Origin of the sequence: Zobellia sp. B3R18 (assembly GCF_018860715.1) — a bacterium.
GTDB lineage: Bacteria > Bacteroidota > Bacteroidia > Flavobacteriales > Flavobacteriaceae > Zobellia > Zobellia russellii.
On record NZ_JAHKQG010000011.1, the window covers coordinates 1,236,770 to 1,252,892 of the forward strand.

Here is a 16,123-nt window from a genome sequence, read left to right on the forward strand (position 1 = left end):
CATCCATGGATATTAAAGAAATTCAAAGCCTGATCAAGTTTGTAGCAAAATCAGGGGCCAGTGAAGTAAAGTTGGAAATGGAGGATTTAAAAATCACCATTAAAACGGGTACTTCGGATTCTGGAAACGAAACAACCTATGTGCAACAGATTCCTATGCCACAAGCCCAGATGATGTCTGCGCAAGCTCCGGCACAAACTGTTGAGGTTGCTGCGGCCGATACGGCCAAAACAGAGAAAAAAGATGATGAGTCAAAGTATATCACTATTAAATCGCCAATAATCGGTACTTTTTATAGAAAGCCATCACCGGATAAGAGTGCGTTTGTAGAAGTGGGTACTTCTATCGGAAAAGGAGATGTGCTTTGTGTTATTGAGGCAATGAAACTTTTTAACGATATTGAATCTGAGGTTTCTGGTAAAATCGTTAAGATTTTAGTTGAGGATTCTTCTCCTGTAGAATTTGATCAACCATTGTTCTTGGTAGATCCGTCATAATTATAAATTCTGAATCCCAAATAAGGTTCCCTTTAGGGGAATGGATTGTTGGTACTTAGATTTTGGAATTTAAATTAAAAAAGTATGTTCAAGAAAATATTAATTGCAAATAGGGGAGAGATTGCGTTACGTGTTATACGTACCTGTAAGGAAATGGGTATAAAGACCGTAGCCGTCTATTCTAAGGCAGATGAAGAGAGTTTGCATGTTCGTTTTGCTGATGAGGCCGTCTGTATTGGTCCTGCTCCAAGTAGCGAATCGTACCTGAAAATACCAAATATTATCGCGGCAGCGGAAATTACAAATGCCGATGCCATTCACCCAGGTTACGGGTTTCTTTCGGAAAATTCTAAATTCTCCAAGATATGTGCAGAGCACGATATTAAGTTTATTGGAGCTTCCGGTGAGCACATAGATCGTATGGGAGATAAGGCTTCTGCCAAGAAAACCATGAAAGAGGCCGGCGTTCCTACAGTTCCTGGTTCGGACGGTTTGTTAAAAGATGTTGCGCACGCTAAAAAGGAAGCAAAAAAAATGGGCTACCCGGTGATGATCAAAGCTACCGCCGGTGGTGGTGGTAAAGGTATGCGTGCCGTCTGGAAGGAAGAGGAAATGGAAGACCTTTTTGAGAGTGCCGTACAGGAAGCTACTGCAGCATTCGGCAACGGTGGTATGTACATGGAAAAGCTGATAGAGGAGCCAAGGCATATTGAAATTCAGATTGTTGGAGACCAATACGGTAAGGCATGTCATTTATCGGAAAGAGATTGCTCAGTACAGCGAAGACACCAAAAACTTACAGAAGAAACCCCGTCACCCTTTATGACGGATAAACTTCGTGAAGAGATGGGAGCGGCAGCCGTTAAAGCTGCGGAGTACATAAAATACGAAGGAGCGGGAACCATAGAATTTTTGGTAGATAAGCACAGAAATTTCTATTTCATGGAAATGAATACCCGTATTCAGGTAGAGCACCCTATTACGGAACAGGTTATTGATTACGATTTAATTCGTGAGCAGATACTTGTAGCTGGAGGCGTGCCTATTTCTGGTAAAAATTATTTACCTAAACTTCATTCTATTGAATGTAGAATCAACGCTGAAGATCCTTACAATAACTTTAGGCCTTCACCGGGTAGGATTACTACCTTACATACTCCAGGAGGTCATGGTGTTCGTATGGATACGCACGTTTACAGTGGCTATAGCATACCGCCAAATTACGATTCTATGATTGCAAAATTGATAACCACTGCGCAAACACGTGAAGAGGCTATCAATAAAATGAAAAGGGCTTTAGATGAGTTCGTAATTGAAGGCATTAAAACAACTATACCGTTCCACAGGCAATTAATGGATCACCCAGATTATTTAGCAGGTAATTATACTACCGCATTTATGGAAGATTTCAAAATGGATCCGCCACCAGCGGAATAAGATTTAAAACCCCGATATTTATCGGGGTTTTTTTATACAGTAAAATGGAGCTAAGTTATTGGGAGTATAAAACGTGGTTAACGAATGTTGATTTCACTATTGTGGGTAGTGGTATCGTGGGGCTTAACTGTGCTTTGCGTCTTCGTGAGCGATTTCCAAAAGCGAAAATCCTTATTTTGGAAAAGGGTTTTTTGCCTCAAGGAGCGAGCACCAAAAATGCTGGATTTGCATGCTTTGGGAGTATTTCCGAAATTTTGGCGGACTTGGATATACATAGCGAACAAGAAGTGATTGAACTGGTCGCACAGCGCTGGAAAGGAATACAAAAACTCCGTAAAAACCTTGGCGATAAAGCAATGGATTTTCAGGTAAACGGTGGCCATGAATTGTTTCCTGATGCGGCGCAGGAGCTATATCAGAAGTGTGTGCAAAAGCAATCTGAAATTAACGCACTGTTGCACCCGATCTTTAAAGCAGATGCATTTCACGGGTCACCTAATACCTTTGGCTTTAAAGGGATAAAGGAAAATTATATCACCCATAGGTTTGAAGGGCAATTGGATACTGGAAAAATGATGAACGGACTGTTAAAATTGGTACAGCAGGCAGGAATTACTATACTTAATTCCATTACCGTAGAGCATTTTTCCGCAGACCTTTCCAGCGTCAAAATTAAAACAAATAGGTTTGAATTTTCATCTGAAAAAATGCTCATAGCAACCAATGGTTTCGCTCCGCAATTAATTGGTGAGGAAGTTAAGCCCGCAAGGGCGCAAGTATTGATTACCAAACCCATTGAAAATTTGCCTCTAAAGGGAACCTTTCATTTTGATGAGGGTTATTATTATTTCAGGAATATAGATAATCGGGTTTTGTTTGGAGGTGGTAGAAATCTTGATTTTAAAGGAGAGGAAACAGATCGGTTTGGTAATTCACAAGTGATTCAGACTCATCTAGACAAATTACTTAAGGAAGTGATTCTGCCCGACACTCCATTTACTATTGATTACACATGGAGCGGAATTATGGGAACGGGTATGCAAAAGAAACCTATAGTTAAGCAGCTTTCGGAAAACATGTATTGTGGTGTTAGGTTGGGAGGCATGGGCATAGCTATTGGGAGTACAATAGGTAATAACTTAGCGGATTTACTGGAATAGTTTATTAGGTTTCCTCTAAGCGGTAATCTTGATAGTACCATAGTTTTGCAGGCTGGCCTAGATTCATTACTTTAACTACTTTGAACTAACCTCTCCTAATTTATATGAAAGATAAGAAGCACCTGCGTAGTAGTGAATGGTTTGGCGGAAAGGATAAAATGGGCTTCGTACACCGTTCTTGGCTCCGAAACCAAGGGTATCCAGATGATTATTTTACGGGTAAACCCGTTATTGGAATCTGCAACACATGGTCAGAACTTACACCTTGTAATGGGCATTTACGAGATTTTGCGGAAGTGGTTAAAAGAGGAATTCTTGAAGCTGGTGGTTTTCCTATGGAGTTTCCGGTAATGTCTTTAGGGGAGACTATTATGAGGCCAACATCTATGCTTTTTAGGAATTTGGCGAGTATGGATACGGAAGAATCCATACGGGCTAATCCTCTTGACGGAATTGTTTTGTTGACCGGCTGCGATAAAACTACGCCCAGCACCGTAATGGGCGCTTGTAGCGTAGATTTGCCCACTATTGTAGTTCCTGGCGGCCCAATGTTAAGCGGTAGGTTTAGGGGAGAAAAAATGGGTTCCGGTTCTATGAATTGGATGATCAAGGAAAAACGAAGCGTAGATGGTTTTAGTGATGCCGATTTTACCGAGGCCGAAGTTTGTGTTGCCCGGAGTATTGGGCATTGCAATACTATGGGAACAGCTTCAACTATGGCAACAATGGTAGAAGCGTTAGGACTTACTTTACCTGGCTTTTCATCAATTCCCGCGGCAGATTCCCGTAAGAAATTGTTCGCGCAGCTCTCGGGAAGGCGTATTGTAGAAATGGTTAAGGAGGATTTAAAATTGTCCAAAATATTGACTAGGGAAGCTTTTGAGAACGCTATAGTTACTAACGCTGCGGTTGGGGGGTCTACCAACCTCATTATTCACCTTACGGCAATTGCCGGTAGAATAGGTGTAGATTTAAATTTAGAAGATTTTGATGTCTTGGGAAGCAAGGTGCCTCTATTGGTAAACTTGAAGCCTTCCGGAAAGCATTTAATGGAAGATTTCTTTTATGCTGGCGGAATTTCCGTGGTCATGAAAGAGTTAAAGTCCAAGCTACATGATACGGCCCTTACCGTAAACGGAAAGCACATCACTGAGAACTATAATGAGGCGGTTTGTTATGATACTGATGTTATAGCATCGGTGGAAAAACCCGTCCAACAAAATGCGGGTATTGCGGTGCTTAAAGGTAATTTGTGTGAAAACGGTGCAGTTATAAAGCCTTCGGCGGCATCAAAGGAATTAATGAAGCATACCGGAAAAGCGGTTGTTTTTGAAAGCATGGAAGACTATCACGCCAGAATTGATGATCCTAATTTAGAAATAGATAAGAACAGTGTAATTGTTTTAAAGGGAGTAGGCCCCAAAGGTTACCCAGGTATGCCGGAAGTGGGCAACGTAGATCTTCCTAAAAAACTTTTGATGCAAGGAGTTACGGATATGGTGCGAATATCGGACGGTCGTATGAGTGGCACCGCCGCTGGAACCGTAATTTTACATGTTTCCCCGGAATCAACGGTGGGCGGAACATTGGCCTTGGTACAAAATGGAGATTTAATCCAGTTAGATGTAGAGAACAGAAGTCTTGATCTATTGGTTGCCGAAAGTGAACTGGAACAACGTAAGACGGTATGGAAAGCGCCTAAACCTTTGGCGGATAGAGGATATGTAAAAATGTATATAGACCATGTAGAACAGGCGCATAAGGGTGCCGATCTAGATTTTTTGGTAGGAGGTTCCGGAGCTAAGGTAGATAGGGATTTACATTAAAGGTACATGATAAAGAAAGAGCAGCTACATCAGTTCTGTACCACGTTCGTTATTGAACGTGTAGCCAGGATTCAGAAAAATATAGAAGACATACAAACCTCATTGTCATCAGAAATAAAAAGTAGTGCGGGAGACAAGCATGAAACCGGTCGGGCAATGTTACAGCTTGAACGTGAGAAACTGGGGCAACAGTTAGCGGAGGCCGAAAAAATGAAGCAAACACTATCTAAAGTACCTAAGGAAGCCTCAAAGACCGTTGTGGGTCTTGGGAGTTGGGTGGTTACTTCAAAAGCGGATTATTATTTGGCAATTTCTGCAGGCGAATTCAAATCCGAAGGGGAAAGTGTTTATTGTATATCTGCTGCAACCCCAATAGCCCAACTACTCTTTGGAAAAGAACAGGGCGCCAGCACCACCTTTAACGGTCAAGAAATTAAAATTATTGAAATTAGATAATTGTCAAGAAAAAGAAAGTGTTACCCAATACCTTTCATTGATGCCAAAGTGGCAGACCAAACAATAACTGAGGAAAAGAATATTCCTATAGTATTGGCCCAAAAGGCTTTGGTTTTTTCAATTTTAAAAAGATAGGATGCAATACTACCAGCGTACACCCCTGTACCGGGCACCGGAAGCATTACAAAAAAGATAAGCCCCCAGAATCCGTAACGTTTTATTTTATCGCCTGAACCGGTTTTAGCCCGCCTTGCCACGAAAATAGCCGACTTCTTATAGAATCCCCAGCGTAAAAAATAGCGGTTTACTTTCTCCAGAAAGAAGAGCATTAGTGGAAAAACAAGTACGTTGGCGGCAAAACAAAGCAAGAATACCAGATAGATATTAAGGCCATTGAGTAACCCATAGGGGATACCCACCTTTGCTTCCCCAAAAGGAGAAAGGCTCCATAACATGGCAATAATGAAATCTATAATCACAACATTTTTTTTTTGGAAGCGCTAAACTACTAATCCATGGGGTTTGAGCACCATTGGAACTCATAAATAATTCCAAAAATTGTGCCGCTCAAAAATAGAAGGTTCTTTTTAACAGATTTTAACTTTTCGATAAGAGGTACAATATTATCTATCTATCTGAGTTTTAGAATGCAGATAGTATTAACCAAAACTTAAACCTATGAAATCTTTATTTACAAAATTATTTTTACTGGCCTTTGTTTCAATGACTGCCTTTTCGTGCAGTGTAAAATCTGAATTGGAAGATATTGCAGATGAGCTAGAGGAAGAGAACAACAACGATGCTAGAACTGAAGTCATCAAACTTGAGGACAATAAATAGTTCTGAGCACTACAAATAACAAAAAGGGAACCTTAATAGGTTCCCTTTTTTTATGGTCTCATATTTCTAAAAGATAGTCTACCGTTGTTACTGAACAAGAATAGTATTGTCAGTAGCAGTTGGGTTCATTGGGCAAAAATACACATATTCCCCTTTTTCCAATACCGTAGGTTTAGATGACTGTGTTTTTCCAGTAGCAACCACCTCTGTTACATAGGCAGTCTGAATGTGGTTTTCAGGCTTGCTAATATCCTCTCCTTTTTTTACTAGAACAAAACCAACATCATGACCAACTCCATTGTTGGCAATTTCAAAAACATATGTACCCGGTGTTACGGTAAGTTGTTTTTTAGTAAACTCGCCCGGAGTTTGTTCCAAGGCAATTGTTTTTACTTTTTTGCTCATTTTGTCCTGTGCATTTGCTGAAAATGCCACGGTGAAAACTAATGCTAATGCTGCGATAATATTTTTCATAATTTTTTGAATTTTGTCTTTTTTGAAAAGACGGGTTTTTAATATTTATTTAAATTTAAAAGGACTTTAATTGCCCAGCGCTATAAAGGTTGCGCTAGATTTATGTTAAGCTTCAACAGATTGTAATGATGCTGCAACCGGAAAATCTACAGGAACATCTGTGGTCTTGTGTAAGTAGTTAGAAATGGTTTTGTCTCCTACCAATACAATAGTATCTACCAAGTTCTCTTTAGTCCATCCTGCGTTAAGGAATCTCTCAACTATAGCTTCATCGGCTGCTCCACGGTTTTCAGTAACGTTTTTTGCAAACCCGGCAAGGGCATCCAATTTAGCATCAAAAGATGCTTTCCCAGCTCTAAGCTCAAGAATTTCAGCATCGCTAAATCCATTCATTTTTCCAATAGCCGTATGCGCAGAAAGGCAATAGGTACATTGGTTAACTTCGCTCACTGCTAAGTTCACTACCTCTTTTTGTTTGGCGCTCAAAGATGTTTTTGCGTTGCTTAAGGCTAAATAATTAGCTAGCGCATTTTCAGAATAGGCATACGTAGCGTAAAGATTGGGTACAAAGCCAACAGCTTTTTCCAAATTATCAAAAATGGCTTGATTGCCTGTGCTTACTTCTTCTCTTTTGGGTACATTAAAATTGCTCATAATTTTAGATATTTTGTCAGTTTAATGAAGCATATATCTAGTGCTCCGTTTCTATGACGATTATTAATTTGTTTTTGTTCTAAAGTTCTACATGCGGTTTTTCGGCATCACAATAAAAATCATGATGATGTTTTTGCTCACAATGCACATTTGCATTTATAGTTTGCAATTGTTTTCTGGGATGAGAAAAAATCTCTATTAGGTTAAAAAGGGATATATGTTTTAAATTCATCTTGCGTTGTTTTTTAATTACAAGGCAAAGATGCGAAGTAAGTGAGGCTGTTTGTTAGGAGCGATTGCCCGACCGCTTGTAGAAATTTCCCTTTACGAAGAAATTGGGGCTATTTCTCTATATTGAGAGGGAGATGTACCGGTCATTTTTTTAAAAAACCTACTGAAATGTGCTGGATCATTAAAGCCTAGATCGTATGCAATTTCCTGGTTTTGCTTGTCCGTAAAATTTATCAATCGTTTTGCTTCAAGTGCCAAACGATCTAAAATAATCTGCTGTGGTGATTTTTGGTTGTAAATGGAAAACAGGTTAGAAAGCGTTTTTGGGCTTTTATAAAGAAGCTCTGCATAATCGCTAACCTTTCTTTTGGTTTTGTAATGCGTGTCTACCAATACGTTAAACTTTCTTATAATTTCAACCTGGTCATTATTTAACTTTTTTACGATAAGTTGTTCCTTGGCCAGACGTGTACAGATAATTATAAGTCGTTTTAACAGCATTTGAAGCATGTCTCCCTGTATACCGTCGGGTGTAGAGAATTCATCTTGAAAAACCTCGTACAAAGTCTCGAACTTGCGTTTTTGTTCTACAGGAATAGTTATGATCGGGAGGTCTTGGGTTCCAAAAAATAGAATGCCGTTACAAGATACTTCATGGTCGTGATCATTAATACAATAGAATTCTCTGTTGAAATGAAAAGCGGTTAATGGCAATTCCGTTTTTTCATAGGAAACATGCTGCAGGTAGGTAGTGGTAACTAGCTGATCCGGTAATAGCTCAATAGGCATGCCATCTATGTATAGTTCTAGAGGCAAGTTATTACGGTTCCAAAGCATGTAAATGTTTCCGGATTGTACTGAAAATTGATTCTGGTATTTTTTAATATCATTCGTAAACCCTAAGTGAGAGCCTAGTTTCGTATCATTGAATTCAAATTTCATCTGCAGCAGATTGGATGTTTTAAAATTAGTCTCTCTTGTAGTGATAACCTTACCCAAATGGCACTTGGAAAGTTAATCTTTGTTGTTAAACGAGTCTAACTGTTTGTTAGGCAAAAAGTCTTTTTGTACTATTACCATAGGAAATCAAAATAGTGGTCAATTTAACTATTAAGAGTATGAAGGCGTACGATGAAGCGGCAGATAAATTTTTTAGCAAGACAAATGTTAGTCCTGTGCCATTGGTTTCTTGGGACCTGCACAGTCTTAATTTTCAGAAACTTTGTATAAGCGGAAAAGATCTGAGATACTTACAGGCCTTGGCCCAACGGAATAGATGGGCATATGATAAAACGGATTTGGTGTCCTCATTAGGCGAGGAGGTTGTGGTTGTAACCAATAGCCAATTAACTATAGTGCATGCTACGGAAAATCTAGTTTTAATGACGGGCTATAAACCAGAAGAGGTTATTGGAAAAACACCTAAACTGTTTCAAGGCAAGGAAACTAGCAGAGAAGCTTTGGCCAAAATAAAAACGGCCATCGAAAGAAAGGTTCCTTTTGAGGCCGTTGTTCTAAACTATAAAAAGGACGGAAGTACGTACCATTGTGAAATAAAAGCAGAGCCTATATTCAACAACAGAGGTCAACTCGTCAACTTTATTGCATTTGAAAAAGAAGTGGCCTAAGACCACTTCTTTCAATATACATTACTATTTATTTACTTTCTATTTCGGTAACACGTAGCGTGTTTACCATACCTTTTTCCTTCATGGGCATTGCGGCTAAACTAATTAGCATATCGCCTGTTTCCAAAAGGCCTTTATCACATGCCATTTTATTTACGTCTTCAATAGTTTCATCCGTAGAGACATATTTGTCGTAATAAAAAGCGCGAACACCCCAAAGAAGGTTTAACTGCGTAAGAATACGCTTGTTAGAGGTGAATACTAAAATATGGGAACTTGGTCTCCATGCAGAAATCTGGAATGCAGTATATCCACTATTGGTCAACGTAGAAATGGCTTTTGCCTTAATTTCGTTGGCCATAATGGCGGCATGATAACAAATGGACTTGGTAATATATCTTTTTGTGCGGATATGCGGTGGATCGTGAGGTACTTGAATAAGCTCCGAACCTTCTACACTTTGAAGAATACTTGCCATTTTTTCAATAACCTGAACCGGGTAATTACCTACGGAAGTCTCACCGGAAAGCATAACAGCATCAGCCCCATCCATAACGGAGTTGGCCACATCGTTAACCTCGGCACGTGTAGGCGTAAGGCTTGTAATCATCGTTTCCATCATTTGTGTGGCGATAATTACTGGAATACGAGCTCTTTTGGCCCTTAGCACCAATTGCTTTTGAATTAACGGAACCTCCTGTGCAGGCACTTCAACACCTAAATCGCCACGAGCAACCATTAATCCATCACAATAAGCAACGATCTTATCTATGTTTTCAACGGCTTCAGGCTTTTCAATTTTAGCTATAATCGGAATTTTCTCATCGGCATGCTCCTTAATGATTGCTTGTAAATCAATAAGATCTTGGCTAAAACGAACGAAGGAAAGTGCGATCCAGTCTACTTTTAAAGAAATAGCAAAAATGGCATCTTTAACATCCTTTTCTGTTAGGGCAGGTAAAGAGATGTTGGTGTTAGGCAGGTTAACCCCTTTTTTGGAGCGTAACGGACCACCTTGTATAACTTTGGTCTTTACTTCGGATTTTTTATCCGTAGTAACTACTTCAAACATTAATTTTCCATCATCAAGCAAGATACGCTCACCTGGCTTAACATCCTGTGGAAAAGCGGCATAGTTCATATATACCCTTTCGGCAGTACCTTCAAAAGGCTCGCCGGTAACAAAAGTAATTTCATCACCTGGGGCAACTACAACTTCACTAGCCATAACCCCTACCCTTAGCTTAGGGCCTTGCAAATCTGCAAGAATAGAGGTATTACGACCGGTTTCTTCATTGAGTTCCCGTATCATTTTTACACGTTCTGTAACATCTGAGTAGTCTGCATGTGAGAAGTTGATGCGAAAGACATCTACACCAGCCTCCATCATATCTTTCAGCACTTCTTTTTTGCTTGTGGCCGGCCCTAGGGTGGCTACAATTTTTGTTTTTTTATTACTTGGCATTGATCAAAAAATTAAATTGTTCTTAGATTTGAGTTTGTCAGTTTCTATGGCGTAAGCCGTTATAATTTTGGGTATGTTTTGCAGTGTTCTCACAAGGTTTTCCATATTAATAAACCCATCTTGTTCTATTTTTAAAAAATAGTCTACATCTCGGTGTTCGGGCACCATGTGAAATGTTGTGAAAGAGGGTTCGTCCTTAAACAGCCCTTTTCTACTATTTGTGTCCTCCGCTAGACCGTTATTTGTGAATAAGGTCCAGTACCTATCGTTAATATCATCTTTCCATTCAAAAATGGGAACTGTAATATGACCGGTGAGGTCAAGGTCTTTGGGCGACCTTTTAAAGCTCGATTTTAAATGAAGATTGAGAGCGTAGGCTATGGCATAATCTTCAAGGCTACTATGCAACGCAACTAAATCGAATGTATCTTCGTAAAAGTCGTTCGTAATTTTATGTACTGCTACCATAGGGGCACAAAGTGGTAAAGATAATATTAATACCGTACAACGCCTAGATTAGATAAGGCTAAAACTATTTTTGAACAAACTATAACATTTTGGTTACATAAAATTACAATTTAAGACTTGTCCATCTTATCCTGTAATGCGTAATAGGCCCGTTTTGAAGCACGTTCCTCTGCCTTTTTTTTAGAAGTGGCCCTTGCTTTTGCCACTACTGTATCTGCAATAGTAAGTTTTACCGCAAAATGCTTTAACGCGTCATTACCTGTATCATCATAAACGTCATAGTCAAACGTTTTTTTTTGTTTTTGGCACCATTCAATTACAAGACTTTTGTAGCTTATGACCTTACCTTCTAGTTGTTCTATGTCTACATAAGGCTCTATAACCTTTTGGTTAATGAACTTTTCGCAATACTTGTAGCCACGATCTAGATAGATGGCACCTACCAAGGCTTCAAAAACATTGCCATGTATGTTTTCTCCAAAATGGGATTTTGGAATACGACTTTTTACATAATCTATGAGTCCTAAATCCTTGCCAAGTTCGTTTAGATGTTTTCGGCTTACAATTTTTGAGCGCATCTTGGTAAGATAGCCTTCGTCTCCTTCCGGTACTTGATCATACAAGTGCTTGGAGATTATTGTTCCCAGCATGGAATCGCCTAAAAACTCTAGGCGTTCATAGTTTAGAGGATTCCCGTCCTTGTCCTTTTCATTAGCGGAGCGGTGTATGAAAGCTTTTTTGTAAATGACCAGCTTTCTAGGTTTAAAACCCAAAATAGAAGTCATTCCCCCAAAAAAATCCCCATCCTCTTTAGGATGGGAATTAAATATATTGGAAGGAAATCCCATACTGTATTACTCGCTAAATTTTTTGAAAATTACGCAGGCATTGTGACCACCAAACCCAAAGGTGTTGCTCAGGGCAACGTTTACGTCGCGCTTCTGGGCTTTGTTAAGGGTTAGGTTTAGTTTGGAATCTATATTCTCATCTACGGTAGTATGGTTTATAGTTGGAGGAACCAAACTATGTTGCATAGCTAAAATTGAAGCAATGGCCTCAATAGCCCCGGCAGCACCCAGTAAGTGGCCGGTCATTGATTTTGTAGAATTAATATTGATGTTAGGGGCATGGTCGCCAAAGACTTCACTAATAGCCTTTAGTTCTGCCACATCTCCAAGGGGAGTAGACGTACCATGCGTATTAATGGTATCTACATCTTCCGGTTTTAGACCAGCATCCCTTAAACAGTTTTTCATTACCTGTACCACTCCTATCCCGTCCGGGTGCGGTGCGGTCATGTGGTAGGCATCACTAGAAAGTCCTCCACCGGCAACTTCTGCATATATTTTTGCGCCACGCGCTTTGGCGTGTTCGTACTCTTCTAGAATTAATGCACCTGCACCTTCACCCAGAACAAACCCATCTCGGGTAGCATCAAATGGTCTAGAGGCCGTTTCAGGGCTATCATTTCTAGTGGATAAAGCGTGCATAGCTCCAAAACCACCCATACCTGCTATGGTTACTGCGGCTTCACTACCTCCAGTAACAACAACATCACAATGGCCTAAACGAATATAGTTTAGGGCATCGATCATGGCGTTGGCCGATGATGCACATGCAGAAACGGTGGTATAGTTAGGTCCCATAAAACCGTGCTTGATAGAAATATGCCCGGGAGCAATATCCGCAATCATTTTGGGTATAAAAAATGGGTTGAACCTAGGGGTTCCGTCGCCTTCCGCAAAGTTCATTACTTCGTTTTGAAAAGTCTCCAGACCACCAATACCGGCGCCCCAGATAACCCCAACACGAAACTTGTCTACTTCGTTAAGGTCAAGACCGGAATCTATAATGGCCTCATCCGAAGAGACCAAGGCATATTGTGCAAACCTATCTAGTTTTCTGGCCTCTTTGCGGTCAAAATGCTCTAGAGGGTCAAAATTCTTAAGCTCGCAGGCAAATTTCACCTTAAATTTTTCGGTATCGTAATAGGTAACGGGAGCAGAACCGCTCTTTCCGTTTTTAAGACCTTCCCAATATTCCTCAATATTGTTACCTATGGGAGTCAACGCACCCAACCCAGTAACTACAACTCGCTTTAATTGCATTGAACCTGATTTTTGGTTTACTTAGTAAGTCAAGCGTAAATTAAAAAAATTATCCATGCGATAATGGTTACCACATGGATAATTTTGAATCTCGTTCAAGAAATCATAAAGATTACTTCGCTTCTTCTATATAGCTAATGGCTTGGCCAACTGTTGCGATGTTCTCAGCTTGATCGTCGGGAATCTGAATATCAAATTCTTTCTCGAATTCCATGATCAACTCCACGGTATCCAAAGAATCGGCCCCTAGGTCGTTAGTAAAGCTAGCTTCCGTTACTACTTCGTTCTCATCCACACCTAATTTATCAACGATGATAGCTTTTACTCTTGATGCAATGTCTGACATAATAATATTGTTTTTAAAAAATTAAATTGGTTGCAAAAATAAAAAACTTTGGACTAAATCCACTATTTGTCGTTAAAATGTCTTGTAATTTATAAAATTTCAGGATAAGAGCGGTATTTTTGACCTAAATATTTTGCTACTTGTAACCTTATCTGCTGCATGAAAAACCTTGTATTATTCGCTTCCGGCTCTGGATCTAATGTTGAAAACATTGTTAAGTATTTTCAAGATAATCCTGAAGTGAACATTAGTGCCGTATTGACCAATAAAACTGGGGCAAAAGTTTTAGACAGGTGTAATAGACTTAAAATTAACGGGTTATATTTTAACAGGACTGCTTTTTATGAAACGGAATGCGTGCTGAATATTATAAAATCGTTTAAACCGGATCTTATTGTGTTAGCGGGTTTTCTTTGGAAAGTACCCCAGAACTTGGTTGAGAATTTTCCTGATAAAATTGTAAATATTCACCCAGCGTTATTGCCAAAATACGGTGGCAAAGGTATGTACGGTAATCATGTACATGAAGCCGTTAGGGCCAATAATGAGACGGAAACCGGTATCACTATTCATTATGTAAATGAAAATTATGATGAGGGAGCTGTAATTAAGCAGGCAAAAACGTCAGTTTCTGCAGATGATACTGCGGAGAGTATAGCCGGAAAAGTACACGAGCTCGAATACGAATATTTCCCAAAGGTTATAGCGCAACTATTAGAAGTAGAATAATGGCTAAAAAAGGAAAGTTCTATACGGTCTGGAAAGGGAAAAAACCTGGAATTTATGATTCTTGGGCAGCTTGTAAAGCTGCAATTACAGGTTTTAAAGGAGCTCAGTACAAATCTTTTGAAACGTTTGATAAGGCCAAAAAAGCCTTTAACGGTAATTATGAGGATTTTAAGGGAAAGAAAAAGGGGAAGCCAGTATTAACGCCTGAACTTATACAAAGGTATGGAACGCCTAACTACAATTCCATTTCCGTAGATGCGGCCTCAAGCGGTAATCCAGGAATTATGGAGTACCAAGGAGTAGATACAAAAACGGGCAAAAAACTTTTTAGGCAAGGGCCCTTTCAACAAGGCACTAATAATATAGGAGAGTTTTTGGCCATAGTACACGGGTTGGCTTTTTTAAAGAACAATAAGAGTAATAGGATTATTTATACAGATTCCCGTACGGCTATGAGTTGGGTGCGAAAAAAAACGTGCAATACTAAACTACAGGAAACACCCAAGAACAAAGAAGTTTTTGATTTGATCAGGAGAGCTTTAGAGTGGTTAAAAAACAATTCGTACAGCACCCCGATCGTTAAATGGGAAACTAAGGTGTGGGGAGAGATTCCTGCGGATTTTGGCCGCAAGTAGCATTAAGTACAGGGCCACAAAGTATTTGGACAAAAAATTATAATCTATTTCTTTATAGACAATGCATTGCATCTCAGAAAACTGGCTTATAATGAGGTGTGCAAAAATTGGAAAGGTAATATTCGCAAGCTTTTTTGTAAGGGTATATTTGCACGTAATAGCGTTACAAAAGCGTATATTTGCAGCTTAAACTTAAAATTGCATGGGCAAACTTCTAATCGTGGGCACTGTTGCCTTTGACGAAATTGAAACTCCTTTCGGGAAAACCGATAAGATTTTGGGTGGTGCAGCAACTTTCATTGGTTTGGCGGCTTCCCAGTATAATGTAGAATCAGGAATCGTATCTATTGTGGGAGAAGACCTTCCGCAAGAATATTTAGATATTCTAACAAATAAGCAGATAGATCTTAGTGCTTTGGAAATTGTAAAAGGCGGAAAAACCTTTTATTGGAAAGGAAAGTACCACAACGATCTTAACTCTAGAGATACTTTAGCAACGGAATTGAATACCTTGGCCGATTTTAACCCTGTAGTATCCGAAGGGTTTAAAGATGCTGATGTAGTTATGTTGGGTAATCTGCACCCTAGTGTTCAGCTAAGCGTAATCAACCAAATGGAAAAACGACCAAAGTTGATAGTATTGGATACTATGAATTTTTGGATGGACAATGCGTTGCCAGAGTTAATGGAGGTCATTAAACATATAGATGTACTTACCATAAATGATGAAGAAGCAAGACAGTTGACCAATGAATACTCTTTGGTAAAGGCTGCAAAAGCTATTCAGCAAATGGGCCCAAAGTACTTGGTGATCAAAAAAGGAGAACATGGAGCGCTCTTGTTTCATGAGGAGAAAATTTTCTTTGCTCCGGCTTTACCTCTGGAAGAGGTGTTTGATCCAACAGGTGCGGGAGATACCTTTGCAGGAGGTTTTTCAGGATATTTGGCGGCCACTAACGACCTTTCGTTCAACAATATGAAAAATGCCGTTATCCACGGCTCTAATTTAGCATCGTTTTGTGTAGAACGATTTGGGACGGAGCGTATGCAAGATTTAAAAAGGGAAGAGGTTACTAAAAGGCTGCATCAATTTAAGGCCTTGACACAGTTTGACATAGAATTAAAATAATGACACGCCCCTATATTAGGGGCTTTTTTAATACGTAGAT

General features: G+C 39.5%; 20 protein-coding genes. 10 read left to right on the forward strand and 10 right to left on the reverse strand.

From position 1 onward, the window contains the following. Positions 1-5 precede the first annotated feature (5 nt). The 5 genes from accB (at position 6) to KO513_RS11725 (ending at position 5,376) form a co-directional block, all read left to right on the forward strand. Entirely contained in the window at positions 6-497 is a 492-nt protein-coding gene (gene accB, locus KO513_RS11705; protein ID WP_215436982.1) for an acetyl-CoA carboxylase biotin carboxyl carrier protein, read from the forward strand. 84 nt (positions 498-581) lie between these two features. Next, entirely contained in the window at positions 582-1,934 is a 1,353-nt protein-coding gene (accC, locus tag KO513_RS11710) for an acetyl-CoA carboxylase biotin carboxylase subunit (protein WP_215913523.1), read from the forward strand. A gap of 44 nt (positions 1,935-1,978) precedes the next feature. Then, on the forward strand, positions 1,979-3,094 hold the full coding sequence (locus KO513_RS11715) for an NAD(P)/FAD-dependent oxidoreductase (RefSeq protein WP_215913524.1): 1,116 nt from the start codon (positions 1,979-1,981) through the stop codon (positions 3,092-3,094). 104 nt (positions 3,095-3,198) lie between these two features. Then, positions 3,199-4,920, forward strand: a complete 1,722-nt coding sequence (locus KO513_RS11720) for an IlvD/Edd family dehydratase (protein ID WP_215913525.1) — start codon at positions 3,199-3,201, stop codon at positions 4,918-4,920. Between the two features lie 6 nt (positions 4,921-4,926). Further along, positions 4,927-5,376 carry a 3-oxoacyl-ACP synthase gene (locus KO513_RS11725; protein WP_215913526.1) on the forward strand — a complete coding sequence of 150 codons (450 nt, stop codon included), beginning with the start codon at positions 4,927-4,929 and terminating at the stop codon, positions 5,374-5,376. Between the two features lie 20 nt (positions 5,377-5,396). Here the strand turns inward: KO513_RS11725 and KO513_RS11730 are convergent, their stop codons facing one another. After that, complete coding sequence (locus KO513_RS11730) at positions 5,397-5,855, reverse strand: COG2426 family protein (RefSeq protein WP_215436996.1); 459 nt, start codon at positions 5,853-5,855, stop codon at positions 5,397-5,399. Positions 5,856-6,054: 199 nt separating this feature from the next. On the opposite strand from KO513_RS11730, the gene KO513_RS11735 reads away from it, so the two are divergent. Further along, the gene (locus tag KO513_RS11735) at positions 6,055-6,216 is read left to right on the forward strand and encodes a hypothetical protein (protein WP_215913527.1); all 162 of its coding nucleotides are present in this window, start codon (positions 6,055-6,057) and stop codon (positions 6,214-6,216) included. Between the two features lie 87 nt (positions 6,217-6,303). Here KO513_RS11735 and KO513_RS11740 read toward each other — a convergent pair whose 3' ends face one another. The 4 genes from KO513_RS11740 to KO513_RS11755 all read right to left on the reverse strand — a co-directional run bounded on the left by KO513_RS11740 (position 6,304) and on the right by KO513_RS11755 (position 8,517). Then, positions 6,304-6,690 carry a cupredoxin domain-containing protein gene (locus KO513_RS11740; protein ID WP_215913528.1) on the reverse strand — a complete coding sequence of 129 codons (387 nt, stop codon included), beginning with the start codon at positions 6,688-6,690 and terminating at the stop codon, positions 6,304-6,306. A gap of 105 nt (positions 6,691-6,795) precedes the next feature. Continuing rightward, the gene (locus KO513_RS11745; RefSeq protein WP_215437001.1) at positions 6,796-7,344 is read right to left on the reverse strand and encodes a carboxymuconolactone decarboxylase family protein; all 549 of its coding nucleotides are present in this window, start codon (positions 7,342-7,344) and stop codon (positions 6,796-6,798) included. A 79-nt stretch (positions 7,345-7,423) separates the two neighbouring features. Beyond that, on the reverse strand, positions 7,424-7,576 hold the full coding sequence (locus tag KO513_RS11750) for a hypothetical protein (RefSeq protein WP_215913529.1): 153 nt from the start codon (positions 7,574-7,576) through the stop codon (positions 7,424-7,426). 92 nt (positions 7,577-7,668) lie between these two features. Further along, complete coding sequence (locus KO513_RS11755) at positions 7,669-8,517, reverse strand: helix-turn-helix domain-containing protein (protein ID WP_215913530.1); 849 nt, start codon at positions 8,515-8,517, stop codon at positions 7,669-7,671. A gap of 176 nt (positions 8,518-8,693) precedes the next feature. On the opposite strand from KO513_RS11755, the gene KO513_RS11760 reads away from it, so the two are divergent. Beyond that, on the forward strand, positions 8,694-9,203 hold the full coding sequence (locus KO513_RS11760) for a PAS domain-containing protein (RefSeq protein WP_215913531.1): 510 nt from the start codon (positions 8,694-8,696) through the stop codon (positions 9,201-9,203). Between the two features lie 28 nt (positions 9,204-9,231). Here the strand turns inward: KO513_RS11760 and pyk are convergent, their stop codons facing one another. The 5 genes from pyk to KO513_RS11785 all read right to left on the reverse strand — a co-directional run bounded on the left by pyk (position 9,232) and on the right by KO513_RS11785 (position 13,590). Next, positions 9,232-10,668, reverse strand: a complete 1,437-nt coding sequence (gene pyk, locus KO513_RS11765; protein WP_215913532.1) for a pyruvate kinase — start codon at positions 10,666-10,668, stop codon at positions 9,232-9,234. A 3-nt stretch (positions 10,669-10,671) separates the two neighbouring features. Then, positions 10,672-11,136 carry an IPExxxVDY family protein gene (locus KO513_RS11770; RefSeq protein ID WP_215437014.1) on the reverse strand — a complete coding sequence of 155 codons (465 nt, stop codon included), beginning with the start codon at positions 11,134-11,136 and terminating at the stop codon, positions 10,672-10,674. 110 nt (positions 11,137-11,246) lie between these two features. Beyond that, on the reverse strand, positions 11,247-11,984 hold the full coding sequence (rnc, locus tag KO513_RS11775; protein WP_215913533.1) for a ribonuclease III: 738 nt from the start codon (positions 11,982-11,984) through the stop codon (positions 11,247-11,249). Between the two features lie 6 nt (positions 11,985-11,990). Beyond that, positions 11,991-13,244: a beta-ketoacyl-ACP synthase II gene (fabF, locus tag KO513_RS11780; protein WP_215913534.1), complete on the reverse strand. Its 1,254-nt coding sequence runs from the start codon at positions 13,242-13,244 to the stop codon at positions 11,991-11,993. Positions 13,245-13,356: 112 nt separating this feature from the next. Then, positions 13,357-13,590, reverse strand: coding sequence for an acyl carrier protein (locus KO513_RS11785; RefSeq protein ID WP_008269813.1), 234 nt, complete (start codon positions 13,588-13,590; stop codon positions 13,357-13,359). Between the two features lie 159 nt (positions 13,591-13,749). Here KO513_RS11785 and purN point away from each other — a divergent pair, with 159 nt between their 5' ends. The 3 genes from purN to KO513_RS11800 all read left to right on the forward strand — a co-directional run bounded on the left by purN (position 13,750) and on the right by KO513_RS11800 (position 16,083). Beyond that, positions 13,750-14,319: a phosphoribosylglycinamide formyltransferase gene (gene purN, locus KO513_RS11790; RefSeq protein WP_215913535.1), complete on the forward strand. Its 570-nt coding sequence runs from the start codon at positions 13,750-13,752 to the stop codon at positions 14,317-14,319. Further along, entirely contained in the window at positions 14,319-14,954 is a 636-nt protein-coding gene (locus KO513_RS11795) for a ribonuclease H1 domain-containing protein (protein ID WP_215913536.1), read from the forward strand. The genes purN and KO513_RS11795 overlap by 1 nt, the downstream gene beginning before the upstream one ends. Before the next feature lie 202 nt (positions 14,955-15,156). Continuing rightward, positions 15,157-16,083, forward strand: coding sequence for a PfkB family carbohydrate kinase (locus tag KO513_RS11800; protein WP_215437025.1), 927 nt, complete (start codon positions 15,157-15,159; stop codon positions 16,081-16,083). Positions 16,084-16,123: the final 40 nt, after the last annotated feature.